This is a genomic window from Sphingopyxis lindanitolerans (assembly GCF_002993885.1).
Taxonomy (GTDB): domain Bacteria; phylum Pseudomonadota; class Alphaproteobacteria; order Sphingomonadales; family Sphingomonadaceae; genus Sphingopyxis; species Sphingopyxis lindanitolerans.
Map to the genome: position 1 here is coordinate 1,723,073 of NZ_CM009578.1, position 23,156 is coordinate 1,746,228.

The window sequence follows — 23,156 nt, forward strand, 5'->3', positions numbered from 1 at the left end:
ATGTCCATGCGGAATAGCCTCCGAGCCGGCCTCCCGGCCGCGGCGATCCTTGCCGTCGCGGTGCTCTCCCCTGTCGCCCCGGCAGGGGAGAGCAAGGGCAGGCCCTGGACTCTCGAGGACATCCTCACCGTCCCGGAGGTGAAGGACATCGCCCTGTCGGGAGATGGCAAGCTTGCCATCTACGCGGTCGAGATTGCCGACCTCGCTGCCGACAAGCCGCGATCCCATATCCGCATCCTCGACATCGCTGCCACCCGGCAAAGAACCATAGTGACCGTCGACAGCGCCAAGTCGCTGCGGCGCATCCCCGGCACAGCGGACTGGAGCGCCCTCCTCGACCTCGGGGCGGGCCTGCAGCTCTATCGGATTACGCCCGGCGGCATGGTGCAGCCGCTGATCGTGAACCCGGCGACCGTTCCTGTCGGGAAAGCGGACATGTCTTTTCCGATCGGCGGCGGTGTGCGCCCGTCATCGGTAGGCGTTCTAGACTATGACTGGTCCCCCGGCGGCGCCTGGCTCTGGTATTCGCAGCTCAGAGCATTGCCGAACGCGCCTCGCGTCCGATTCGACGCGGAGGTCAGCGCTCTGAAAAGCCGGCGCCGGTCTACGATAGACGTCGAGATCGACTATTTCCTGCGCGGACCCGACGGGAAAACCACCCTGATGCTGAGCAGGCCATCGAAGGACCGGATGGCGACGCGTGGCGGGGGGCAGATTCTCTGGCGCGGCGATGAGGTTCAATTCCGGGTGGAGACACCCGATGGCTCGGAAGGCGGTCGGTTCGAGATGCGCGCCTGGAATCGGCTGAGCGGAACGATACGCACGCTGGGTGTCGAGCATAATCTGGAGACAATCGCGCTCCTCAGGGGACCGCGCGGCGGCGAACTCGCGACGAGCGGCCTGGCGAAAACGCTGGACCTCGTGGAAACGGGCCCGGACGGGGAACGGCACAGCTACGGTGCGGTCGCATTCACCATAGGCGATCCCCGCGCGGCTGCGCCCCAGGCGAGCCGCGACGGAAAAAAGCTGGTTCTCGGAACCCGCGATCTCGATGCGGCCCGCTACGGGCTGGCCGTCGTCTCGAGCGATGACGTGCGAAGGGTGGAGAGCGAACACAGCCTCACTCGCTGCGCCTATGATAACGCGCTTCTTTTCGCGGTCTGCGTCGAAGAGGGAATCGCCACACCGCCGAGGCTTGTGAAAATCGACCTGAGGGATGGCCGCATCTTCCGGCTCCTGTCGGTCTCGGCGGAGCATGACGCGATCGCTCCCCTCACCATCCTTCCCCGGGTCTGGACCAACCGCGATGGGTATGAAGCCCGCGGCTTTGTCGTCCTCCCCCGCGGCTACCAAAAGGGAAAGCCCTACCCGGCCGTCATCGTTACCCATGGGTCCGATGCCGACGACCGGTTCGCCGCGCCCGGTTTCCAATGGAACTACCCGGTCCAGCTGCTCGCCGAGAGAGGTTATGTGGTGCTGCTGATCAATGACCCCTCCCCCCTGCAATCGGAGGAGCTGATGGCGGCCAGCAAGGCATGGGTTCGCGGCAGCGGGCCGCCGGATTCAGAGACTCTGCAGCGGTTGCTGTGGATCGAAGGCGTCCACATCTTCGAGGATGCCGTCGACGAAATGGCCATCGAGGGTCTCGTCGATCGGGATCGGGTGGGCATCGCCGGCTACAGCCGCGGCTCGCAGATGGTCAATGTCGCGGTGACCCGGTCGCCCCTGTTTCGCGCCGCATCGAGCGGCGATGGCGGCTATCTCGAACCGGCGGGATATGCGACCGCCGGCTCGAGCTATGATGCGGTTTATGGCGGCGCACCGCTGAGCGACGCCATAATCAGCTATCGCCGTTTCGCTCCGTCGCTGAACGCCAACAGAGTTTGCGCAGCCCTGCTACAGCAGGTTGCCTCGGCATCGCCGTCGCAGATCGAATTGTTCGAAGCGTTGCGCGCGGCGAAAGCGCCGACGCAGATCAGTCATTATTCCGGCGCTACGGCAGCGTCTGACGAAACCCATGTCTTCTACCGGCCGTCGAACCGGTCGCTCGCGATGCGGGAGAATATCGCCTGGTTTAACTATTGGCTTCTGGACAAAAATGATACCGACGGCCCCTTCCCGAAACAGGCCGAAAGCTGGGGCAAGCTCGCGCGCGATCGGCCCGATCGTTGCCGCGCGGCGAACGGGCCCGGTTAGGATCCGCTCCACCAGCGCACCCAATTTTCGGCGGCGGCGAATTCGAGGATACGCTGAATTCGCTCGACGCCGCGCCAGGTGGGATCCTCGGCGCGATCGAGAAGCGCGGGATCGAAAATACCCTCGGAAGCCAATAGGCCGTTGCGGAGGCGGTCGTGAAGGCGGTCCCTGTTGCGGCGGTATATCAGGAGATCAAACCCGCCGGGACCGCCCTTGCTGGTGCGGGCGGTGACAAGCGACGTAAGCGCGCTGTCGAAGGCGCGGCGCGCGACCGCGCGATTCCGTCCGCCGGATACCCACATCCAGGTCGGAATCGACAGACAGAGTTCCATCAGGGGCTGCGATATGAGCGGCGCGACATGGGGCGGCGACACCGCGCGCGGATAGAGCTCGATGCTCTTTTGGGTTCGCATCAGATAGGCTGCATGAACGGTCTTTCCGGGCAGAATGTCACGCGGCGGCCGGAGCCAAGGGTGCGTGGCCCCGGCGGCCCGTGCCACCCTCGCGGCGTCCGGCTGCAGCCCCGCTGCGTTGAACCGGATCTGATGCCGTCCCCCGTGGCGGCGATGGCGATCCCAGGCATGGCGCAGGACCGTGCGTCGGTCGGCGCCGGTCAGCAGGCATATGTCGCGCAGCGTGGTTCCGAGCCGTGCGGACGGGCCCTCCGCCAGGACGCGATCGAGAAGGGGAATGGTGCTCCGCAGGCTGCACAGAACAGCGTCGCCGCCATTGCCGGTAAAATAAGCATCTACCGGCATTTCTCTGGCTAACCGTTCGTGGATCGCCTCGTTCGTCTGGCGCCCGATCGGCACGATCGGCCAGGGATGATTGGGCGCGGAGGCGCGGCCGACGTCGATATCGCCAATTTCGCGCTGCACTTCGCGAATATTGAGCCCGAGATGCGTCGCCATGGCCAGCGCATATCGTCGTTCGTCGCCATCGGCATCGGGCCCGAACAGGGTCAGACACGTCAGCCCGCGCGCGGCAGGTGCGGCGCCGGCGGCGACGATCGATGAGTCGAGACCTCCGGATACGCCCAGCAATATCGACGAGAAGCAGCGCGACCATGTCCCCGCGACCCCGCAAACGATGTTGCGCAGGTCCTCAGCGAAAGTCTCGAAGTCCTTGTTCGCGCGCGGCGTGACATGGTCCCATGGGGTCCACCAGCTCTCGAGTGCCACCTTGCCATCGGCAACGGCAAGGCATTCGCCGGCTATCAGTTCCTCGATCCCCTCGATACATGTGCGACGCCCGCGCGCGTCGCCGCTTGAAAGCACGCGCGCGACTTCGCCCAAATCGACGGCGCCGGAACCCGGCGAAGCGAGCTCCGTGATATCGCCGGCGATGCTTATTCCGTCGGCCTCCCGTTTTACGTAGCAGGGCAGCGCGCCGGACGGGTCCCGGAATATCGTCACCGCCCCGTTCCGGCCGATATGAACAAAAACATAGCCGCCCCAAAAATCCGTCAGCAGCTTTCGTCCTTTTTCGGCCGTGAGGACTTGGCCGGGGCACTCAATGGCAGGCGGCACCGCGCTAAATTTTTCGAACAGGCGACCAATGATGATGCTCCGCGCATCCACGTGCTGCAGCGGCTCGCGCGACCAAACCGCCACATTTCCGCAACTGAAATCAGCCGCACCGCGAGCTTGCGAGCGACGACGCAAACCATCCTCTGCGAAAGCGATCTCGATGCGAAATCCACCGGTCATCAGACCGCCAAGATCGGCTTGTAGCGAAGGATGACATCGAGCGGGTCGGTCAGCACCGCTTCGCCAGCCTGAACCCAGCAATGGGCAGCAAAGGGCAATGTCACGCCAAAGACAAGACGGGCGTCGCACCTCGCGCGCGCAAGGATCCGGCGCATCGCAATGCCCCGCTCGAGGCACCGATCCGTGGCAAGCGCGTAACGCCGGGCACGGTGAAACGCGGCGGCGACACGAATATAGGTCTCTTGCCGACTCTCGGGAGAATGTTTTTCGAGGCGCTCACCCATCCGCCGCGTGATCTCGAAAACCGGAATACGGCCAATGTCAAAGCGCGCTCGCCTTTGGGCCGCAATCGCCCTGAGGGTATCGAGCCAAGGCGTATCGGGGAGAGGCTGGTCGATGAGGCTCGCTGTGACGGCCGGCGGCAGGGGCAGATTCCCGATAGCCAATCCGCCAGCGGGACCGATGAGCTGCTGATCAAGCAGAACAGCCTGTTCGTCGTCGCTGGCGCGCTGGTCGAGGAAATGCGCAAAAGCTTGCGACGTCCGCCCCTGGATCAGGAAATAGCGGCCAGCAGGCAAGTCCAGAAACACATATTCGCTTTCGAAGCGGCAAAAGTGCAGCCCTGGCCGGATGTCGTAAGATGGGTCCATGCGATGGCTGTGCCAGAGGTACGGCGCGCCGCAGCGCGGCGCGCCGCCCTGAGGGTCAGTCTTCAGCGGTGATGCCGCCGACGAGCAGGAAGTGCTCGTTGGTATCTTCATCGCGGGGACCGACCGGTTCGATGCCTCGGGTCTCGACGCCGACGGCGCCGAGGTCGATCAGGTCACTGCTGTCCTGCTGTTTCATCACATCTTCCTTCCGAAATCGCGACCGAAATGAGTCGCACTTGGGAAGTTATGCCTCGGAAATTCCGGCCGCTATTTAATAATCTGAAAATAATCGAGCATCGTTTTCAAAAAAAGAGTGACCGCGCAAAGGAAACGCACATCGGGGCACGAACCGCTACCTTTAGCTTGCGCCTGGACATACGTAGCGGAACCCGGTCACACGCCTGCAAATGTGGCGTGACCGCGATCATGCGTTTGATCGGGAGATGTGCAACTCCAACTGGCACCGGAACTGGATGTATCTTTGCCGCACAGGGTTACGTACAAACGCCGAGGCGCGCATCGAACCTCGGTCCCGAAAACGCCTCTGCGATCATCAAAGGAAGCATGATTTCGGCACAGGCCCGTTTTGACAACGGCCAGTTGCGCGCGTCCTTTCTGACTACCGACGATGGCAAAGAACGCAGTGCTGCCGTCCATCATCGGTACGCCGGCGAACCGGGCGGACATGCCGGATGCTGACCTGAGCGACTGGATTTCGCCCCAGGCGGCCGCTCGCGTCGTCGCCTTTCTGCTTTCAGACGAGGCGGCGAGCATTACCGGAGCCCAGCTCAAACTCTCCATGGGGCAATGAGCCAATCGCACGGCGGTGTGCCGGTTTGGCCGGCGCAGCGGCGCGATCAAGCCGCATCGATCTTGCCGGGAGTGCGAGCCTTGCGCGGCAAGGTCAGAGCTTGGCGGCGATCGTCATCAAAATGGCGCCCCAAACGAGGAAGGTGACGGCGTAAACCGCAATACAGTCAGCCTCTTGGCGCAGTCTGGCGCGCATGATCTTCTCTCCTGCTCCTTGCCCCGCCCTTGTTTCGGGCGGTGGCTTCACACAATGCCGTCATCGCGCGGAATCTGGCTTCGGATGCGGGATTCGAGGCCCGCACCAAAAGCGGTCATCCGGAGATGGATCGGCGGATTTCTTCGCTCTGTTCGCCTATCGCCGGGGCGACCTTGCCGGCTCCTCCCAGCGATACGCCAAAGCGGACAGGATGCCCCATCCGGAAGCACCGTCCTTCGGTGGGATGCTCATAGGCTTCGAAGAAGCCGGTGGCGGCAAGATGCGGATCATTCATGATGTCGGCGAGGTCACGGACAGGCTGAGCCGGGATTTGCGCGGCATGGCAGCGCGCAACGAGGTCGGCGGTCGTGAAGCCTGGCGTCAACCTTGCTATTTCGCGGTAAAGGAGCGGGAGATTGCGCCCCCGCGCCTTGCGGGTTGCGAACGCGTCCTGATCGAGGAAGCCCGGATTGCCAAGCAGTTCGAATATCCGCGACCAGCTTTCGTCGGTGTAAGCGACGATGCTCACGTAGCCGTCGGAGGTCGGGAAAGGCTGGCGATCGGGATCGATCTGGCGAAAATAGCCAACCGGAGCATTGGGAGGGTCGAAGGCCAGACCGCCGAGATGCTCAAGCAGCATGAAATTGGTGAAGACCTCGAACATCGGAATTTCAACGAGCTGACCCTCGCCAGTCCGCATGTGATGGATAATGGCGGCGAGCACCGCGTGCGCCCCATGAAGACCGGCGACCTTGTCGGCGATCAGCGAGGGCAGATAGCGCGCGCGCGGATCGCCATCGACGCGGGGGAGAAGCGTTGCCGTCCCCGACGCTGCCTGGATGACGTCGTCATAGGCCTGTAGATCGGCATAGGGGCCATCCTGACCGAAGCCGACGCAATGCGCATAAATGATATCGGGCTTGATCGCCTTTACCGCTTCATAGTCCAAGCCGAGACGTTCGGCGGCTTTGCCTCTGACATTGAGAACGAACACATCCGCATCCGACAGAAGCTTCTTCATCGTCTCGAGGTCGGCAGCGGTCTTGAGATCGAGGGCGATCGATTGCTTGCTGCCGTTGATTGCCATGAAAGCAGGCGCCATGCCGTGGGTCGCGGCCGCCTTGCCCGACCAGCGAAAAGAGTCCCCGCTTCCCGGCACTTCGACCTTGATGACGTCGGCGCCGAGCTCAGCGAGAATATGGGTGCAATAGGGTCCGAAGACGACGGTTGTGAGATCGACGACCTTCAAGCCCGTAAGCATCGCCTTGCCGTCCGCCATTCCCATCATATGCTATTCTCGCTGCCATACCGTAAAGTCACAGCATTTTAATTACCCAATTAATGATGCGCGATCAAGCTGAACCGTCGCGCCTCCCGGCGTGACATGCGCCGAAACATGACGGCACGGAGCGCGACCGACGCTCAGCGAGCGGAGTCGATGGCGCGCCAGACCAGATTCTTCTGAATTTCCGTGGTCCCCCCGTAGATCGTTTGCGCGCGCTCGAAGAAATAGGAAGCCGTGGCGACCGCGGCAAACTCGGGAATGAGCGGCGTCGCCTCATGCCAGTCGGAACGAGAGCGATCGAAAAAGGGCGCCGCATATTCCCCTGCCCGGTCGATATACAGCTCGGTGATCAACTGCGCGGCCTGCGTGCAACCGATCTTCAGACTTGCGACGGTGGCGGCATCGCTTCCATGCACAAGTGCCTTCAGAACCTGCTGTTCGAGCACCATCACCGTAAATTCTGCATCGGCAAGCCGCCGGGCGAAGGCGCGGTCGCCCGCGACCATCGTGCGGAGGGTCGCAAGGTCGCGCTTCTTGCGGCCAACATGCGCGTAAGAGAGGCGCTCATTCTTGAGAAGGACGTTTGCATAATGCCACGCGCGCCCCTCCTCCCCGATGCGGTTTGCGGCGGGAACACGGACGTCGGTAAAGAAGACCTGGTTCAGCTCATGCGCGCCATCGATCGAAACGATCGGCCGCACGCTGATGCCTTCGCAATTCATCGGGGCGCAGATGAGCGATATGCCGTCCTGCTTTCTTTCTTCGTGCGAGGTCCGGCAGAGGCAGAAAATCCAGTCCGCGATGTGGGCGCCGCTTGTCCATATCTTGGAGCCATTCAGAATATAATCGTCGCCATCGCGTACCGCCGAAAAGGCGAGACTGGCGAGGTCGGACCCCGCGTCGGGTTCCGAATAGCCTTGCGCCCAGAAGGAGCGCGACGAGAGGATGTCGGGCAGCCAGCGCTGCTGTTGTTCGGGCGTGCCGAACGCACAGATGATCGGCCCGATATAGATGAGGCCCATCGGAACCAGGTTCGGCGCGCCCGCCAGCTCCATTTCCTCTTCGAACAGATAGCGTTCGACCGGCGTCCATCCCGTGCCTCCGAACTCGCGGGGCCAGCTGGCAGCCAACCAGCCACGGGCCTGGAGCGCCTGCTGTGCGGCTTCATAATCCTGACGGCCGAGAAACTGACCGGTGCGAACCTTGTTCAGGACAGAAGGCGGGAACTCGGTTTCGAAGAAGCGGCGAACCTCGGCCTGGAACGCCCTGTCGGCGCGGCTGAACTTCAGGTCCATGGCCTCACTCTCCTCACTTTTTCAATTGCGATGGACCAGCAATTAATCGCATAGATAATTTCAGGCAAGCGTCGCGCAGCCCATCTATATCTGGCGAACGCTGTGGAGGTTATCGCCTGGACCGGCTGGCAAATAGGACCAGCGCCGCCGCCACAGGGCGTGTGAATATATTGTTCGATCAATTAATTTACGCCATATCCGAACGGCTAGCCGCAAGCTGCGGCGGGCCGATTGCAGGGGATGGTCGTGCCGGGACGACCACAGGGAGTGACGAATGAAGGTGCAGATCGAGGCGGAAGGCGGTTCGTCGACAGCGGAGTCTCGCGAGCGACTGCTGGAAGCGGCGGGACAATTGATGGCCGAGCGGGGTACGACCGATATTTCGTTGAGCGAAATTGCTGCGCGGAGCGGGGTCAATTCTGCGCTGGTCAAATATTATTTCGGCAACAAGGCGGGCATGCTGATGGCGCTGCTTCGCCGCCGCCTGGGTCAGGGAATGGCGGACCTGCAGCAGCTGCTGAAAATGGATATTTCGCCGCAGGACAAGTTGCGCATCCACATCAGCGGCATGGTCAACACCTATTATCAATATCCCTATGTCAACCGGCTGATGCACGAGCTGGCCAACGAGCCGTCGGGCGATTATGGCAAGCAGATCGCCGAGGAAATCAGCCTGCCGGTCGCCAAGGCGCAGCGCGCGATTCTGGAAGAAGGCCGGGCCAAGGGCATCTTCCGCGAGGTCGATCCTCTGGTCTTCTATTTCATGATCGTCGGGGCCTGCGACCAGCTGTTCCATTCACGCCACCAGGCGCGACATGTGTTCGGCCTTGAGGAGATCAACGACGATCTCAAACGCCGCTACGTATCGGAGCTCTGCAACAACCTTATCAGGGGAATCTCGGCCGACCCGCGCGCGAACTGACGGCGCGCCGCCCCGGTTGAGCTCCGCGGGAAGGACGCAAGGCGCCGCGGCCCAGGCGTGGCGCCTCCAGCCGCAGCCGCACGATTCTGCCCCCTCGCGCCGAGACCGACGCCAAGCTCCGCTGGACCTATTTGGCGATCGTAATCGTCTGGGGCACCGTGAACTCGAGCAGTCCCTCCTTGCCGTTCTCGACGCCGATCCCCGATTGCTTGTGACCCGCGAAGGGCGTCCAGGGCATGATGTAGAGCGTGTCGTTGATCCACACGGTTCCCGTCTCGAGACGCGACGCGATGTCCGCTGCGGCCTCCGTGTCGGCTGACCAGATCGAGCCGCCGAGACCATATTCGCAGGCGTTGGCACGAGCGACCACCTCGTCGATGTCGCGGAACTTCAGCAGCGGGAGGACCGGGCCAAAAGCCTCCTCCTGCACCACGCGGCTATCCTCGGGTGGGTTGTCGACGATCGCGAGTGGTACGAAGAAGCCAGTTCCTTCGGGAACGTCGCCGCCGGCAAGGAAGCGCAGCCCCTGCTGCTTGGCGTCCTCGATGAGATTCTTGACACGTTCGAACTGGGGGCGGTTCTGGATCGGTCCGAAATTGCTTCCCTGGTCGAGCCCGTCGCCGACCTTCGCGGCGCGCGCGCGCGCGACAAGTGCATCCGCCACCTTGTCATACACATCTTCGTGCACATACATCCGCTTCGTCGCGATGCAGATCTGGCCGCTGTTCGCGAAGGCCGAGAAGAAGAGCTTGTCGGCCACCTCATCCAGCGCCACATCGGGCATGACAATTGCCGCATCATTGCCCCCGAGCTCAAGGGTCACCCGCTTGAGGCCTTTGGACGCGGTTTCCATGACGCGCTTGCCAGTCGCGGTCGAGCCTGTGAAACTGATCTTGTCGATGCCCTCATGCGCGGTCAGCCAAGGGCCAAGGCGATCGCCGCCGCTGATCACGTTGAACACGCCTGGCGGAAGATGCTCGCGAAGAAGCTCGGCCAACTTGAGCATCGTGAGCGGTGTAAAGGGCGAAGGCTTGAGCACCAGGGTATTGCCGGTAAGCAGCGCCGGTGCGATCTTCCATACGGCGAGATTGACCGGGAAGTTCCAGGGTACGATGCCCGCGACCACCCCGAGCGGGACGTGGCGCGTTTCGGACCGTTTTGAAGCGCTATCCTCGGTGACGGTAACCGGAATGTCCTGCTTCGATACCTCATTGGCCCAATAGGCGGCGAAGGCGATCTCCTGCGCCGCGCCGTCGAGCGGGCGTCCCTGCTCAAGCGTAAACAGACGGGCGAAGTCGGCCTGGTGCTCGGTCAGAACCTCGCCAATCCTGGCCACCGCGCGCCGCCGCTCCTCGATCGGTGTAGCACGCCAGCCGGGAAAGGCCGCGCGGGCGGCGGCCACGGCGTCATCCAACTGCTTTTCCGAGCAGTCGGGAGCTTTGGCAACGATCTCCTCGGTTGCCGGATTGATGACATCGATCGTCTCGCTCGACGAGACGGCCTTGCCGCCGATCGTCATCGTGAAGCTATCGAAAAAGCTCATCCGGATTTTCTCCCATCAGGTGGCCGCAAACAATTGGCTCTATTTAATCATTCAATTGATTATGCGACGAGGCAAGCGTTTTTTGCATGCAGCCTCGCTGCCGGTCGGGCTCCCGAGCCCTCCGTCCGCACCGACCAATTCGCTTGATCGAAGCGAGGGATTAAATTAATCGCTCGACTAATTCTGGATCGGACCAACTTCTTGCAAGGATGCTTTCATGACTGAAGCCTATATCATCGACGCCGTCCGCACCCCGCGCGGGATCGGCAAGCCCGGCAAGGGCGCGCTTTCGCACCTTCACCCGCAGCATCTTGCCGCGACGGTGCTCGCTGCGATCCGCGACCGCAATAATCTCGACACATCAACGGTCGACGACATCGTCTGGTCGACGTCGAGCCAGGTCGGCAAGCAGGGCGGTGACCTCGGCCGCATGGCGGCGCTTTCGGCGGGCTATGACATCAAGGCGAGCGGCACGACGCTCGACCGCTTCTGCGGCGGCGGCATCAGTTCGGTGAACTTCGCGGCGGCGTCGGTGATGTCGGGTATGGAAGATTGCGTGATCGCCGGCGGCACCGAAATGATGAGCTTTACCGCCAGCCACGCCGCTGAGCAGGCCAACGCCGGCCTTGCCCCCCAGATGATGGGATCGGGTCATGAAGCGCTCGACACGCTCCACCCGCAATCGCACCAGGGAATTTGCGGCGACGCGATCGCGACGATGGACGGCATCAGCCGCGAGGCTCTCGATGCGCTCGCGCTCGTCAGCCAGCAGCGCGCCGACAAGGCGATCAAGGAAGGCCGTTTCAGCAAGTCGGTCGTCCCCGTCCTTAACCCAGACGGCAGCGTTGCGCTCGACCGCGAGGAGTTTCCGCGCCCCGAAACGACCGCCGAAGGGCTTGCCGCGCTGAAGCCCAGCTTCAGCGGCCTGGCCGATTTCGATCTTGGCGGCGGGGTGACCTTCCGCAAGCAGATCAACCGCCGCTATCCCGACCTCGAAATCCAGCATTTCCATCATGCGGGCAATTCGTCGGGCGTCGTCGACGGCGCCGCGGCGATCCTGCTCACGTCGCAAGCCTATGCCGAGAAGAACGGCCTGACCCCGCGCGCGCGCATCGTCGCTTATGCCAATATCGGCGACGACCCGACGCTGATGCTCAACGCCCCGGCCCCGGCGGCGAAGAAGGTGCTCGAAAAGGCGGGGCTGACCAAGGACGACATCGACGTCTGGGAAATCAACGAGGCCTTCTCGGTCGTTGCCGAGAAGTTCATCCGCGACCTGGATCTGGATCGTGAAAAGGTCAACATCAACGGCGGTTCGATGGCGCTCGGTCACCCGATCGGCGCGACCGGCTCGATCCTGATCGGCACCGCGCTCGACGAACTCGAACGCTCGGGCGGCCGCTATGGCCTGGTCACCATGTGCGCCGCCGGCGGCATGGCGCCGGCGATCATCATCGAAAGGCTTTGACGTCGGAGCTTTGGCTGACGGATTGGAGCCGATGACAAATAGCGGCGGGCGGCGCATTCGCCCGCCGCTATCCATTGCTGATGATGTCGTGCCCCTGAACCCAGAAGATGGGCGAGTTGGGAAGGTCGATGAACCTTTTCTCGTCGGCGAGCAGCAGCCTGCCTGCGGCGCGTCCTGCCTCGGTCATACCCGCCGCTCGCACGGCAGCCGCGCTATCGTACCAAAGCTCGGCAATACCGTCGTAGGGCGGAAGCTCGCAGCCGCGGCCAGCCAAAGCACGGGTAAGCCCGTCGTCGTCAAGGGCGTGCGACTGGACATAGCGGCGGATGCCAAGCGTCTCGGCAACGCTGCGAACAAGCGGTGCATGTTGATTGAGCCAATAGTCCTGAAATTCGGACAATGTGAGAGCGGGCAACCGCCGCAGGCAGAATTTGATGGCAATCATGGTCAGACTTTCTTGTGAAAGGGTCGCCGCGCGCCCCGGATGGGAATTGGCTCTGGTCGCTGTCCCGCGCTTAAGGAGATAGGATATGAAGAACCGCCAATGGATATTGAAGCGCCGTCCGCAAGGCGCGCCTGGCGCTGCGGACCTGGAACTGCGGGAAACGCCCATAGGCCCGCTCGCGGACGGAGAGATATTGGTTCGCAACCTCTATCTTTCGCTTGATCCGACGAACCGGCTCTGGATGAGCGATCGCGCCCAATATCTGCCTCCGGTCGGTGTGGGCGACGTCATGCGCGGCGGCACGATCGGGGTCGTCGAGGCTTCGCGCTCGGACCGCTTTCGCGTCGGGGACCTCGTCCTGCCATCGACCGGCGGTTGGGAGCTTTACTCGATAGCGAATGAGCGCGGATCGCGTCGTATCGCGCCGCAGGCTGGAGTTCCGCTGACGGCCTATTTGTCGGTCCTCGGGGCGACGGGACTGACGGCCTATTTCGGGCTGCTGGACATCTGCAAGCCTCGGGAAGGCGAAGTCCTGGCGGTGTCCGCGGCGGCGGGTGCCGTCGGCTCGATCGTCGGTCAAATCGGCCGCATCAAGGGCGCGCAAGTGGTCGGGATTGCCGGCGGCCCGGAAAAATGCGGCTGGCTTACCGAGACGCTGGGGTTTGATTCGGCGATCGACTATCGCAACGAGGATGTCGGTGTCGCGCTCGACCGGCTGTACCCGACAGGTATCGACATGAATTTCGAAAATGTCGGCGGTCCGATCATGGATGCCGTTTTCTCGCGTCTCCGCAAGGATGGCCGCATGGCGCTGTGCGGAATGATCTCCGCCTACAATGAGGACGGGCCAATGCCGGGGCCGCGCGACTTCGGGCGAATCCTCATGCAGCGCCTGACCGTTCGAGGCTTCATCGTGATCGATTATCTTCGCCAGGCGCCTGGAGCATTCGCCGACCTCTCGTCGTGGATTGCCGAGGGCCGGCTTGCCTGGAAGGATCATGTCGTCGACGGGCTCGAGGAGGCGGTGGCCGCGCTCGACCTGCTGTTTACAGGGGGCAACGACGGAAAGCTCGTCGTCAGAGTTTCGCCGGAGCCCTGACGCCTGACGCCTGACGCCTGACGCCTGACGCCTGACGCTGCGCACAGCCCCTTCATCGCATCGTTTCAAGTCCGACATCGCCTTCTGCGAACTGGAAGAGCGCCTCCGGCAGCGCCTCGCCGGTGAGGCCAAGCTCGCCAAACCGGCAAGCTTCCGCGGCCAGCCTCTCCCGGTCTTCGTCAGTGGCCGTCAGGCGCAGGATCGCGGACACCGCGGCGGTCGAACGGCCGGCGAACATGCCGGCCAATTCGAGGGCACGATCGAGCGCACAGGGGACCACTTCATCGACAAGGCCGGCCGCCAGCGCCTGGCTGGCCGTCATGACGTCGCCGCGGAGCATGAACAGGCGGGCCCGATGGCGTCCGACCAGTCGCGACAGCCGCTGCGTTCCCCCTCCGCCGGGGAAGATGTCGAGGCGAATTTCGGGAAGGCCGATCGCGGTGGCGGCGGGCGATGCGATCCGCATGGTGCAGGCGAGTGCAATTTCGAAGCCGCCGCCCATGCACAGGCCGTCAATCGCGGCGATCACCGGCTTTTCGGCGGCGTCGAGCATCGCGCCGAGTTCGGCGAATGCGCTGGTCGCAAAGGCTTGCGGATCGACGCTTCCCATGCCTACGCGTTCAAGCGAAGTTGCAATTTGCCGGACGTCGGCGTGGCGGATGAAGATGCCGTCCTGACCGCCTGTGAGAATGATCGCTCGTGTTTCGGCCGCCGCGAGGAGGGGCCTGATCGCCGCGACAAGGTCCGCCGCACCGCCGTTCGAGATGGTGCCGTGCGGCGGATTGGCGAAGCGCACGACGGCTACGTCTTCGGCGCTTTCGACCTGAACGCGAAGCGGCTTGCCTGTCATCCGCGGACCTTTTCCATTGCTGATCCGGTGAGCTAGCATCCCCCGACCGGGTTGCACAATCAATTAATCAATCACATAATAAGGCTGGGGCGGGTTCTTCCGGTCTGGCATGAGCGGGGATGGAGCCCGGGCACCGGGCGATGACGCCAAAGTCGAAGGGAATGGCGTCACATATTGGAAACCCGAGACTGGTTGATAAACGCGGCGCACGGGCGCACCTTTTTGTGGGATATCATATGACCGAGACTGTCGTGATCGAAGAGGACCGGCTGGTCGCACTTGCCGGCGGCCAGAACTTTCGGGAGGTCGGCGGCTATCCGGCCCGCGATGGCAGGGTTTTGAAGCGACGGCTGATATGGCGGTCCGCCCGGCTGGACGAGTTGACGAGCGACGATATCCGCAACGAATCGCTCGACGCGATTTCCACGATCGCAGACCTGCGCCTGGCCAGCGAGCGCGCGCTCCATCCGACCGTTCCGGCTTTTGCGGAAAAGCGCACTACCTTGGTCTGGGACGAGGGCGATATCGATCTTTCAGGCGATCAGCGGTTGTTTGCGCGCGACCTCAAGCCCGATGATTATGCCGAAGCAGTGCGGCATTTCTACCGAAGCCTGGCCGACAGGCACGCGACGCATCTCGCCAGCCTGTATCGCCATATCGCCGCAGGCAGCCTGCCGGTGCTCATCCACTGCTCGGCCGGGAAGGACCGCACCGGCATCGCCATCGCACTATTGCTCGATCTCATCGGAATTCGCCGGGAATATATCATCGCGGACTATTGCAAGACGGCCGAACTGCTCGACTGGAAACGCCTGACCGCGAGTGCGGCGGCGGCGGGCATGCAAGGAAAGTGGATGGAACGCCTGGCGCCCGATGCGCTCGAAATCCTTATGCGCGCCGATCGCAGCTATATCGAGGCTGCCTTTCGCGAACTGGAGTGGCGGCATGGCTCGATATCCAGCTTCGCGAAGGACGTCCTCGGCCTCTCGGATAGCGATCTTGGCCGGCTACAGGACAACCTCCTCGAAGGCTGACCGGTCCTTGCCTATCGCGGCGGGACAGTGAGGGCGTCTGCCGACGCGTCACCGAGCACAGAACCTCCGTCACAATCGAGAATTGCTCCGGTGATATATTTTGCATTGGGGGTGCAAAGAAATACCGCGAGATCGGCGATGTCGCGCTTGACGCCATAGTCGCGCAGCGGAATCCGTTTCTTCAACGCCGCGGTCGCAGCCTCCGATGGGGTCAGCCTGCGCATGCCTTCGGTATGGCCGATTGGCCCCGGAGCGATGGCGTTTACGCGAACGCCGGCTGGCCCCCACTCCATCGCGAGCGTCTGGGTCAGATTGTTGATCCCTGCCTTTGCCGCGCCGGCATGCGCCTGGAACATCGTCGGGCGAACGGCTTGCCCCGCCGTAATCGCGATGAGCGACGCGCCAGGTTTGCGCAAATGGTCGAACGCGGCGCGCATCACGTTGAAAGTGCCCAGAAGGTCGATGTCTATGACCGTCTTGAACGCGTTTGCGGACATGCCAATCACCGGTGCCAGAAAATTTCCAGCGGCACCGGAAACGACGAAGTCGATCTCCCCGAACCGTTCGACCGTCGCAGCGAAGGCTGCGTCCACCGCCTCGAAATCGCGAACATCGGCGGCGAGCCCCATTGCCCGCGCACCACCCGGAAATGCTCCTGGCGGCTGCACTCACCCGCTCGGCATCGCGGCTTATGAGGCTTATGTTCGCCCCGAGTTCGGCGAATCGCCCAGCAATCGCGAGATTGATGCCGCCTGACCCTCCGGCGACGAACAATGTCCTGTTCTTGAAAATATCCTCACGAAACGCGTCCCCGGCCACCGTCAGTCTCCCTCACACTCTTCGCGTCAGCGCCCCATCACGAGCATCAGAGAATTTCATTAGTTGATTGATTATTTTTTTGCCAATTGATAATTCCACGCGAATAATGATCGCCGCCGCCCCTTTCGACAATGGACGAACGGCGACGGCGCGTGGGAGATGGAGCATGGCCAAGCAAGCAGTCGCCGCGGTAGCCCGCACCCCGGGAGGCCGGTGGGATATCGAGGATATCATGCTCGAAGATCCGCGGCCGGGCGAGATATTGGTCCGCATAGCGGGCGTCGGCCTCTGCCATACCGACCTTGCCTTTGGCGGAAGTCTCCAGATCATGAAGGCGCCGGCGGTGCTTGGCCATGAAGGGTCGGGTATCGTCGAGCGCGTCGGCGAGGGGGTGTCGAAGGTGCGCCCTGGCGATCATGTCGTACTGACCTTCAACAGCTGCGGCGAATGCCCCCGGTGCGATGAGGGCCGGCCGGCCTATTGTGTTCGCTTCGCACAAATGAACTATGGCGGCTGCCGAGTGGACGGAAGCCGGACGCTCTGTGTCGGCGAAGAACCCGCAAGTGCGAACTTCTTCGGCCAGTCGTCATTCGCATCCTATGCACTTGCCAATGAACGCAACACCGTCCGCGTCGACCCAGCGCTGCCGATCGAGTTGCTTGGCCCGCTGGGTTGCGGTGTCCAGACGGGCGTGGGCGCGGTGATGAACTCGCTCGCCTGCCCCAAAGGCTCGTCGCTTCTTGTGATCGGCGCCGGCGCGGTGGGGCTGAGTGCGGTCCTCGGCGCCAAGGTCCAGGAATGTGCCACCATCCTCGTTGTCGAGCCGCGGGAGGAACGCCGGGCCCTGGCGCTCGAACTTGGTGCGACGCACGTCATCGATCCGGCCTCCGCCGACTTTGCGACGGCAATCCGCGAAATCGTCCCGGTCGGGGTCGATTATGCGTTCGACACGACAGGCCGGCGAGAGGTCATCGAATCCGCGATGACTGCATTGGCGCCGCGCGCGACCTTCGGACTTGTCGGAATCGCAAGCCCCGCCGACGATCGGCTGGGTCTTTCGATCAACCAACTGGTCGGTGCGGGTCATATCGTGATGGGCATCATCGAAGGCGATAGCCTACCCGATATGTTCATCCCGCGCATGATCGAGCTCTACAAGGCGGGAGAGCTGCCTTTCGACCGTCTCGTTCGCAGATATCCGCTATCGCAGATCAACGAAGCCATTGCCGACCAGCACGCCGGACGGTGCGTGAAGGCCGTGATGATCCCCTGAGAGGACGGACACTATGCATCCCTCGATCCATGCCCGCTCGACGCCCCACAAGCCCGCCCTGATCATGGCCGAAACGGGCGAGGCGCTGCGCTATTCCGATCTCGACCGCCGCTCGAACCAGGGCGCGCAGCTATTTAGGGCCCTCGGACTGGCTCCCGGCTCGACGATCGCGATGTGCCTTCCCAATTCGCCCGCTTTTTACGAGATCGCCTGGGCTGCCCAGCGTGCAGGCCTCTACTTCGTCACCATCTCCAACAAGCTCCAGGCTGACGAAGTCGAATATATATTGCGCGACAGCGGCGCCCGGATCTTCATCATTTCGGCCGCGCAAGGCGAGGTCGCGGCGGAAATCGCGCGACGCGACCTCGATATCGACCTGTTCGCAACAGGCGGCCGGATCGCAGGCTATCTCGATTTCGAGTCCGAGCGCAGTGCAATGCCCCCAGTCCCGGTCGCCGACGAACAGGCGGGCTATGACATGCTCTATTCGTCGGGCACGACGGGACGGCCGAAAGGCATCAAGCCGAGCCCGATCTGCGGCGAGGCCATCGACAAGCCGGACTCGGTCGTCATGGTGGCGACGCAACTCTACGGCGCGTCGGCGGACAGCATCTATCTCTGCCCTGCACCCATTTATCATGCGGCACCGCTCCGCTGGACGATGGCGATGATGCGCCTTGGCGCCACCGTCGTTCTCATGGAGCGCTTTGCACCCGAGACGGCGCTCGCCGCCATCGCGCGATACAAGGTGACGATTGCGCAATTCGTGCCGACCCATTTCATCCGCATGCTCAAGATGCCGGAGGGCGAGCGCGCCGCCCATGACGTCTCGTCGCTGAGCACCGTGGTCCACGCCGCCGCCCCCTGCCCGGTCCCGGTCAAGGAAGCGATGATGGACTGGTTCGGTCCGATCATTCATGAATATTACAGTGGATCCGAAGGCAATGGCGGGACCTTCATCGGGCCTCAGGAGTGGCTCGCTCACAAGGGCTCGGTCGGCAGGCCCCTGACGACGAAGCTCCACATTTGCGACGAAGAAGGGCGGGAGCTTCCGCCTCGGCAGGAAGGCACGATCTATTTCAGCGGCGGGCCGCGGTTCGAGTATCACAACGACGCGGCCAAGACCGACGAGTCGCGGCATGCGGAGGGATGGACGACGCTCGGCGACATCGGCTGGGTCGACGAGGAAGGCTATCTCTATCTCACCGACCGCAAGAGCTTCATGATCATCTCGGGTGGGGTGAACATCTATCCACAGGAGATCGAGAATCTGCTGGTGACACATCCAAAGGTCGCGGACGTCGCCGTGATCGGCGGACCGGACGAAGAGATGGGCGAGCGCGTGATCGCGGTCGTTCAGCCCGTCCATTGGTCCGACGCCGGTGACGCGCTTGCGGCCGAACTCATGGCGCTCGCGCGCGAGAAGCTCAGTCACGTCAAGGCACCTCGTCAGATCGACTTCTCGAAAGCGCTCCCCCGGCTCGACACCGGCAAGCTCTACAAACGCCTCATCCGCGACGAATATTGGGCTAGGGACAAGGCTGCCGGAGCCGCATCGCGATGACCGCCGCTCCGAAGGATGCCTCGCTTCTCGCGGGCCAGTCTGCTATCGTCACCGGGGCCTCGTCGGGGCTCGGCTACCGCTTTGCCAAAACGCTCGCAGCGGCGGGTGCCGCCGTTACGGTCGTCGGCCGACGTATCGAACGCCTCGAAGCGCTGGTCGCCGAGATAGAGACGGCGGGCGGCAGAGCGACCGCCGTCGCAGCCGATGTCGCTGACCCGGGGCAAATCGTCGAGGCGGTCGACAAGGCGCAGGCGGCGTTCGGACCAACCGGGATCCTCATCAACAACGCCGGCATTCCCGATGCGCAGCTCGCAACGCGCATGCCGCTCGATCTCATCGATCGCGTGCTCGACGTGAACGTGCGTGCGCCCTTCCTCTTCGCGCGCGAGGTTGCAACGCGGCTCATCGAGGCCAGGCAACATGGGCGGATCGTCAATATAGCCTCGATAGCGGCCTTTGTGGCGCCCAGGCAGGGCGCCGCCCTTTACGCGACGAGCAAGGCTGCGGTCGTGCGGATGAGCGAAGCCCTGGCGATCGAATGGGCGCGCTTTCATATCAACGTCAATTGCATTGCCCCGGGCTCGTTCGATTCCGAGATGATGGACGGGATGCGGTCCCGGACCGGCGACGCCTTTATCGGCACCTTTCCGCGCAAGCGGCTGGGTTTGCCGGAGCAACTTGACTCAAGCTTGCTCTATTTGGTGTCGCCCGCCTCGGAAGCGGTCACCGGGACGATCCTCAAGGTCGACGACGGCCAGTTCCTGCGCTGACCGCATGCTTAACGACCTCCGGAGCCAAAGCGGGAGAGGCAAGTCGCAAGGATGTCTCATAGCGATTGTCCATCATCGACGGTGATGACCGTACCGGTTATCCCGAGCGATGCGTCCGAGCAGAGAAACAGCAACGGCGCGTGGAGATCGCTCGCCGGGCGCAAGCGGGCGCGCGGAAAGGAAGCGATATATGCCTGCCCCGCTTCGCTTCCGACCATCTCCGCCGTCATCTCGGACTCAAAATAGCCAGGCTGGATGACATTCACATTGATGCCGCGCCGCGCCCATTCGCGCGCAAATGCCTTGGCCATATGGCGCGCAGCGGCCTTGGTCGCGCCGTAAACGGACGCCGCGGGCAGCGCCCGCTCGGCCGTAATGGAGCCGATGATGACGACTCGGCCATGCTCGCGCTCGCGGCTTCCCGCTGCCACGAGCCGCCGCGCTCCTTCGGTGGCGGTCAGGAAGGCGCCCCGGACGTTGACAGCGAGCAGATCGTCGACATGCGAGGCGGTGAGGTGCAGGGCCGCGTTATCGCTCGCGATACCCGCATTGGCGACAATCGTGTCGACAGTTCCGAAAGCTGCCTCGGCTGCATCATAGGCCGCTATTGTCGAGGCTTCGTCCGTGACATCGAGGGCCACGGCGAGCGCCTCGCCGCCCTGCCCCCTGATCGCATCGACCTCTGCCTCGAGCCGGTCGACACGCCGCGCCGCAAGGACCACCTTAGCGCCGGCCTCAGCGAGCACGCGCGCAAAGCCCGCGCCAAGTCCGGACGAAGCGCCGGTCACGAGCGCCACGCGCCCGGTCAGATCAAAAGCTGTCGCCACACCCATTCCCCCTCTCCTTCCCGGCAGACCCCGAGAAACCTATCGGCCCTTCCAGACCGGTGGCCGCTTCTGGGCGAACGCGAGCGGCCCCTCGCGCACATCGTCCGACCGGAAGAGCGCTCCGATCGCCGGATATCGCGTCTGGTTCCCATAGGCGGCCGCGAGGTCGCTTTCGTCCAAGCCTTTCATGACGGCCTCCTTCGAAGCCCGGATCGACATCGGGCTGCACGCGGCGATGTCATCGGCCCAACGCCGCGCCGCTGCGAGCAGTTCGTCTTGCGGCACCACTTCATTGACGAAGCCAAGCGACAGACCTTCAGCGGCCGATACGCGGCGGGCGGTGAGGATCATGCCCATGGCCTGCTTGAGGCCGATCTGCCGAGGCAGACGGTGGAGCCCCCCCGCAAGAGCGGCGAGGCCAACCTTGGGCTCGGGAAGAGCGAAAACGGCGCCTTCGGCCGCGATGATGAGGTCGCAGGCCAATGCAATCTCGAAGCCGCCACCCATGGCAATACCATTTACCGCGGCGATGACGGGCTTGTTGTTGTCCCAGCGCGCGGTGAGGCCGGCAAATCCCTTGGTCGGTGTCTCGAGCGGCAACCCCGCAGCCATCGACTGCGCGGTGAACTTGAGGTCATTACCCGACGAAAAGGCCTTGTCACCGGCCCCCGTCAGGATGGCCACCCACTGATCGGGATCAGCCTGGAAGTCGTCGAAAACCTCGGCCAGCTCCTCGTTCGCATATGGCGTCAACGCATTCATCGCGTCGGGGCGGTTGATCGTGACCAGAGTGATCGGCCCGTCGCGCTCGACGAGACAGAAGCGGCGCGGTGCCGCGCGCCGGTCGCGCTTCTCGCCTGCCTCCCATATCCGGGCGCCAAAGGCATCGGTGCGGATATGGCCGGACGTGCCGATGGGATTGGCGTCGAGCGAGGAGAGGACCAAGATCGATCGATCATCGTCACGCCGCACCTTCGCGATCGTTCGCTGGCCATCTGCGGTGCGCGCGATCACGACGCCGTGGAGGACCTCGCCCTTCGGCGTATAAATGATCGTGTGCGTTTCGACGGTGGCAGCGCCCTCATAGGTCTCTGTAAATTCGGGCACGGAGCCGCGCAACGCGTCCGCCCTGGCCTGAACCGAATAGTCCGGGCTCAAAGTCTTTTCCGGGGGCCGCGTCGAGATCAACAGCGCATGATGTTTGGATACGACGCCACCCTGGCCGTAGAGAAGGCCTGTGGTTCCCTTTCCGGCCCGCAGCTCCCGGACCATCGCGCAGACGCCGTGGCTCATATAATTGTTCATCGGGCCGCCAAAGAAGGTCAGCCCGCCGGTCACCGTCGGCTTGACGTCCGGCCGCAGCTTCAGCGTCTTGAGCGCCATCTTGGGCACAATCGGAAAGCAGCTGTACAGTTCCGCCAGATCGATCGCGGAGGCATCGCCGCCAGCGATCTCGACTGCCTGCTCCAGAACCACGCGCTGCGCGGTCGACTGGTCATAGCGGTCGCGTTCCAGATAATCCCCGGGCTCCTGCGCTGCCGCGCCATCCCAGATATAGATCAGCCGCTCTTCGGGAATCCCGTTGGCGAGGGCCCATTCGAGGCTTGCCACGACGATCGCGGCCGCCTGGTTGACCGAAGGGTTCGCGACCATGAGCTTGGGATAGGGAAAGGCCACCAGCCGGTTGCTCTCCGAAGGCGTGCCGATCTCTGCCGCTCCCGGCGCGGAACGCAACCATGCGGTTTCATTGGACGCGGCTACCTTGGCATAGTCCGCCCAGAGTTCGGCGGCAGCGGCGCGGCCCTCGGCCGGGGTCTGCCCGCGGGCGGCCTGGAAGGCGTTCTCATAGAGCGGGTAGATATGAACGGGCGCAGTCATTCCGAGCTTTTTCGAGGCCTTGCGCATCGGAAGCGAGGCGAAGTCGACCGCGACGGTTTCCTCTTTGGGAGCGAGCGGGGTCCAGTCGAGCTTCGCCTTGGCCTTGCGCGCCTTGCCCATCGCATTGACGGCCTCACCGCCCACGATCGCGGCAACGGCGCTGTCACCCCGCGCGATACGGAGTGCTGCCTCGTGCAGGAGGCGAATAGGCGTTTCGCCGCCCATGCTGGCATTTTGGGCACGGGCGGGGCCGATCGAGAGCTTCTCGCAAAGAAGAGCTACGGGGTCGCGGTAGCGCCAGGTGACCTGTCCGACGAGATCCATCGAGTCCAGCGCGCCGAGAACGGCCGGCGTTTCCGCCGCCGCGCGGCGCAGCGCTTCTGCCATCAGCGCCACAGGTTCGAGCGCCTTGCCCGGGTCATCCGGGCGATCCACAATCTCGCCGACGGCGATGATCACGGGCGTCTGCGCTGCTGCTGTCCCTTTCATCTCAGCTGTCTCCCATCCTTATACGTCCGGCTCG

19 protein-coding genes and 1 pseudogene are annotated in these 23,156 nt (G+C 63.3%); 9 read left to right on the top strand and 11 right to left on the bottom strand.

Going from position 1 to position 23,156, the window contains the following annotated elements; genetic code table 11:
- Positions 1 to 6: 6 nt before the first annotated feature.
- Positions 7 to 2,196, top strand: a complete 2,190-nt coding sequence (locus tag CVO77_RS08350) for a prolyl oligopeptidase family serine peptidase (protein WP_158213707.1) — start codon at positions 7 to 9, stop codon at positions 2,194 to 2,196.
- On the opposite strand, the gene CVO77_RS08355 is transcribed toward CVO77_RS08350, so the two are convergent.
- From CVO77_RS08355 to CVO77_RS21260, 3 genes are read right to left on the bottom strand one after another with little or no spacing between them, the layout of a single operon-like run.
- Positions 2,193 to 3,905, bottom strand: coding sequence for an asparagine synthase-related protein (locus tag CVO77_RS08355; RefSeq protein ID WP_054586705.1), 1,713 nt, complete (start codon positions 3,903 to 3,905; stop codon positions 2,193 to 2,195). The two genes, CVO77_RS08350 and CVO77_RS08355, sit on opposite strands and share 4 nt — an antisense overlap.
- Complete coding sequence (locus CVO77_RS08360) at positions 3,905 to 4,555, bottom strand: lasso peptide biosynthesis B2 protein (RefSeq protein WP_054586704.1); 651 nt, start codon at positions 4,553 to 4,555, stop codon at positions 3,905 to 3,907. Before CVO77_RS08360 ends, CVO77_RS08355 begins: the two co-directional genes overlap by 1 nt.
- A 55-nt stretch (positions 4,556 to 4,610) precedes the next feature.
- Positions 4,611 to 4,751: a hypothetical protein gene (locus CVO77_RS21260; RefSeq protein WP_158213705.1), complete on the bottom strand. Its 141-nt coding sequence runs from the start codon at positions 4,749 to 4,751 to the stop codon at positions 4,611 to 4,613.
- A 441-nt stretch (positions 4,752 to 5,192) separates the two neighbouring features.
- Here CVO77_RS21260 and CVO77_RS08365 point away from each other — a divergent pair.
- Positions 5,193 to 5,366: pseudogene (locus CVO77_RS08365) on the top strand (NAD-dependent oxidoreductase); the annotation flags it as partial.
- 310 nt (positions 5,367 to 5,676) lie between these two features.
- Here the strand turns inward: CVO77_RS08365 and CVO77_RS08370 are convergent.
- The gene (locus tag CVO77_RS08370) at positions 5,677 to 6,849 is read right to left on the bottom strand and encodes a CaiB/BaiF CoA transferase family protein (protein WP_231732804.1); all 1,173 of its coding nucleotides are present in this window, start codon (positions 6,847 to 6,849) and stop codon (positions 5,677 to 5,679) included.
- Between the two features lie 134 nt (positions 6,850 to 6,983).
- A complete protein-coding gene (locus CVO77_RS08375) occupies positions 6,984 to 8,141 on the bottom strand; it encodes an acyl-CoA dehydrogenase family protein (protein WP_088473838.1) in 1,158 nt (385 codons plus the stop codon).
- A 274-nt stretch (positions 8,142 to 8,415) separates the two neighbouring features.
- Between CVO77_RS08375 and CVO77_RS08380 the strand changes: the two genes are divergently transcribed.
- Positions 8,416 to 9,063: a TetR family transcriptional regulator gene (locus tag CVO77_RS08380; RefSeq protein WP_054586702.1), complete on the top strand. Its 648-nt coding sequence runs from the start codon at positions 8,416 to 8,418 to the stop codon at positions 9,061 to 9,063.
- Positions 9,064 to 9,190: 127 nt separating this feature from the next.
- Here CVO77_RS08380 and CVO77_RS08385 read toward each other — a convergent pair whose 3' ends face one another.
- Positions 9,191 to 10,606 (bottom strand): aldehyde dehydrogenase family protein, encoded by a 1,416-nt coding sequence (locus CVO77_RS08385; protein ID WP_088473837.1) that lies wholly within the window; start codon positions 10,604 to 10,606, stop codon positions 9,191 to 9,193.
- Between the two features lie 217 nt (positions 10,607 to 10,823).
- Here CVO77_RS08385 and CVO77_RS08390 point away from each other — a divergent pair, with 217 nt between their 5' ends.
- Positions 10,824 to 12,074: an acetyl-CoA C-acetyltransferase gene (locus tag CVO77_RS08390; protein WP_088473836.1), complete on the top strand. Its 1,251-nt coding sequence runs from the start codon at positions 10,824 to 10,826 to the stop codon at positions 12,072 to 12,074.
- A 67-nt stretch (positions 12,075 to 12,141) separates the two neighbouring features.
- On the opposite strand, the gene CVO77_RS08395 is transcribed toward CVO77_RS08390, so the two are convergent.
- Entirely contained in the window at positions 12,142 to 12,519 is a 378-nt protein-coding gene (locus CVO77_RS08395; RefSeq protein ID WP_054586699.1) for an EthD domain-containing protein, read from the bottom strand.
- Positions 12,520 to 12,604: 85 nt separating this feature from the next.
- On the opposite strand from CVO77_RS08395, the gene CVO77_RS08400 reads away from it, so the two are divergent.
- A complete protein-coding gene (locus tag CVO77_RS08400; RefSeq protein WP_088473835.1) occupies positions 12,605 to 13,618 on the top strand; it encodes an NADP-dependent oxidoreductase in 1,014 nt (337 codons plus the stop codon).
- 52 nt (positions 13,619 to 13,670) lie between these two features.
- Here CVO77_RS08400 and CVO77_RS08405 read toward each other — a convergent pair whose 3' ends face one another.
- Positions 13,671 to 14,468: an enoyl-CoA hydratase/isomerase family protein gene (locus CVO77_RS08405; protein WP_158213704.1), complete on the bottom strand. Its 798-nt coding sequence runs from the start codon at positions 14,466 to 14,468 to the stop codon at positions 13,671 to 13,673.
- A 236-nt stretch (positions 14,469 to 14,704) separates the two neighbouring features.
- On the opposite strand from CVO77_RS08405, the gene CVO77_RS08410 reads away from it, so the two are divergent.
- Positions 14,705 to 15,502, top strand: a complete 798-nt coding sequence (locus CVO77_RS08410; RefSeq protein WP_054586696.1) for a tyrosine-protein phosphatase — start codon at positions 14,705 to 14,707, stop codon at positions 15,500 to 15,502.
- A gap of 11 nt (positions 15,503 to 15,513) precedes the next feature.
- On the opposite strand, the gene CVO77_RS08415 is transcribed toward CVO77_RS08410, so the two are convergent.
- Positions 15,514 to 16,131: an SDR family oxidoreductase gene (locus CVO77_RS08415; protein WP_476712789.1), complete on the bottom strand. Its 618-nt coding sequence runs from the start codon at positions 16,129 to 16,131 to the stop codon at positions 15,514 to 15,516.
- Between the two features lie 356 nt (positions 16,132 to 16,487).
- Here CVO77_RS08415 and CVO77_RS08420 point away from each other — a divergent pair, with 356 nt between their 5' ends.
- Genes CVO77_RS08420 through CVO77_RS08430 form a run of 3 tightly spaced genes read left to right on the top strand, consistent with a single transcriptional unit; the run spans position 16,488 to position 19,928 of the window.
- Complete coding sequence (locus CVO77_RS08420) at positions 16,488 to 17,594, top strand: NAD(P)-dependent alcohol dehydrogenase (protein WP_058537079.1); 1,107 nt, start codon at positions 16,488 to 16,490, stop codon at positions 17,592 to 17,594.
- 13 nt (positions 17,595 to 17,607) lie between these two features.
- On the top strand, positions 17,608 to 19,158 hold the full coding sequence (locus tag CVO77_RS08425) for an acyl-CoA synthetase (protein WP_058537080.1): 1,551 nt from the start codon (positions 17,608 to 17,610) through the stop codon (positions 19,156 to 19,158).
- Entirely contained in the window at positions 19,155 to 19,928 is a 774-nt protein-coding gene (locus CVO77_RS08430) for an SDR family NAD(P)-dependent oxidoreductase (protein WP_058537081.1), read from the top strand. The genes CVO77_RS08425 and CVO77_RS08430 overlap by 4 nt, the downstream gene beginning before the upstream one ends.
- Positions 19,929 to 19,984: 56 nt before the next feature.
- On the opposite strand, the gene CVO77_RS08435 is transcribed toward CVO77_RS08430, so the two are convergent.
- Both CVO77_RS08435 and CVO77_RS08440 read right to left on the bottom strand, forming a co-directional pair.
- Positions 19,985 to 20,761 carry an SDR family NAD(P)-dependent oxidoreductase gene (locus CVO77_RS08435; RefSeq protein WP_054586691.1) on the bottom strand — a complete coding sequence of 259 codons (777 nt, stop codon included), beginning with the start codon at positions 20,759 to 20,761 and terminating at the stop codon, positions 19,985 to 19,987.
- A 33-nt stretch (positions 20,762 to 20,794) separates the two neighbouring features.
- Positions 20,795 to 23,122 carry an enoyl-CoA hydratase-related protein gene (locus tag CVO77_RS08440; RefSeq protein WP_058537082.1) on the bottom strand — a complete coding sequence of 776 codons (2,328 nt, stop codon included), beginning with the start codon at positions 23,120 to 23,122 and terminating at the stop codon, positions 20,795 to 20,797.
- Positions 23,123 to 23,156: the final 34 nt, after the last annotated feature.

What these genes read in the sequence shown, in the direction of transcription:
- CVO77_RS08375 (WP_088473838.1), bottom strand. Translation starts at nt 8,141, where the DNA reads ATGGACCTGAAGTTCAGCCGCGCCGACAGGGCGTTCCAGGCCGAGGTT.
- CVO77_RS08385 (WP_088473837.1), bottom strand. Translation starts at nt 10,606, where the DNA reads ATGAGCTTTTTCGATAGCTTCACGATGACGATCGGCGGCAAGGCCGTC.
- CVO77_RS08395 (WP_054586699.1), bottom strand. Translation starts at nt 12,519, where the DNA reads ATGATTGCCATCAAATTCTGCCTGCGGCGGTTGCCCGCTCTCACATTG.
- CVO77_RS08420 (WP_058537079.1), top strand. Translation starts at nt 16,488, where the DNA reads ATGGCCAAGCAAGCAGTCGCCGCGGTAGCCCGCACCCCGGGAGGCCGG.
- CVO77_RS08430 (WP_058537081.1), top strand. Translation starts at nt 19,155, where the DNA reads ATGACCGCCGCTCCGAAGGATGCCTCGCTTCTCGCGGGCCAGTCTGCT.
- CVO77_RS08440 (WP_058537082.1), bottom strand. Translation starts at nt 23,122, where the DNA reads ATGAAAGGGACAGCAGCAGCGCAGACGCCCGTGATCATCGCCGTCGGC.
- CVO77_RS08410 (WP_054586696.1), top strand. Translation starts at nt 14,705, where the DNA reads ATGACCGAGACTGTCGTGATCGAAGAGGACCGGCTGGTCGCACTTGCC.
- CVO77_RS08380 (WP_054586702.1), top strand. Translation starts at nt 8,416, where the DNA reads ATGAAGGTGCAGATCGAGGCGGAAGGCGGTTCGTCGACAGCGGAGTCT.
- CVO77_RS08400 (WP_088473835.1), top strand. Translation starts at nt 12,605, where the DNA reads ATGAAGAACCGCCAATGGATATTGAAGCGCCGTCCGCAAGGCGCGCCT.
- CVO77_RS08435 (WP_054586691.1), bottom strand. Translation starts at nt 20,761, where the DNA reads ATGGGTGTGGCGACAGCTTTTGATCTGACCGGGCGCGTGGCGCTCGTG.
- CVO77_RS08370 (WP_231732804.1), bottom strand. Translation starts at nt 6,849, where the DNA reads ATGATGGGAATGGCGGACGGCAAGGCGATGCTTACGGGCTTGAAGGTC.
- CVO77_RS21260 (WP_158213705.1), bottom strand. Translation starts at nt 4,751, where the DNA reads ATGAAACAGCAGGACAGCAGTGACCTGATCGACCTCGGCGCCGTCGGC.
- CVO77_RS08390 (WP_088473836.1), top strand. Translation starts at nt 10,824, where the DNA reads ATGACTGAAGCCTATATCATCGACGCCGTCCGCACCCCGCGCGGGATC.
- CVO77_RS08425 (WP_058537080.1), top strand. Translation starts at nt 17,608, where the DNA reads ATGCATCCCTCGATCCATGCCCGCTCGACGCCCCACAAGCCCGCCCTG.
- CVO77_RS08405 (WP_158213704.1), bottom strand. Translation starts at nt 14,468, where the DNA reads ATGACAGGCAAGCCGCTTCGCGTTCAGGTCGAAAGCGCCGAAGACGTA.
- CVO77_RS08415 (WP_476712789.1), bottom strand. Translation starts at nt 16,131, where the DNA reads ATGGGGCTCGCCGCCGATGTTCGCGATTTCGAGGCGGTGGACGCAGCC.
- CVO77_RS08355 (WP_054586705.1), bottom strand. Translation starts at nt 3,905, where the DNA reads ATGACCGGTGGATTTCGCATCGAGATCGCTTTCGCAGAGGATGGTTTG.
- CVO77_RS08350 (WP_158213707.1), top strand. Translation starts at nt 7, where the DNA reads ATGCGGAATAGCCTCCGAGCCGGCCTCCCGGCCGCGGCGATCCTTGCC.
- CVO77_RS08360 (WP_054586704.1), bottom strand. Translation starts at nt 4,555, where the DNA reads ATGGACCCATCTTACGACATCCGGCCAGGGCTGCACTTTTGCCGCTTC.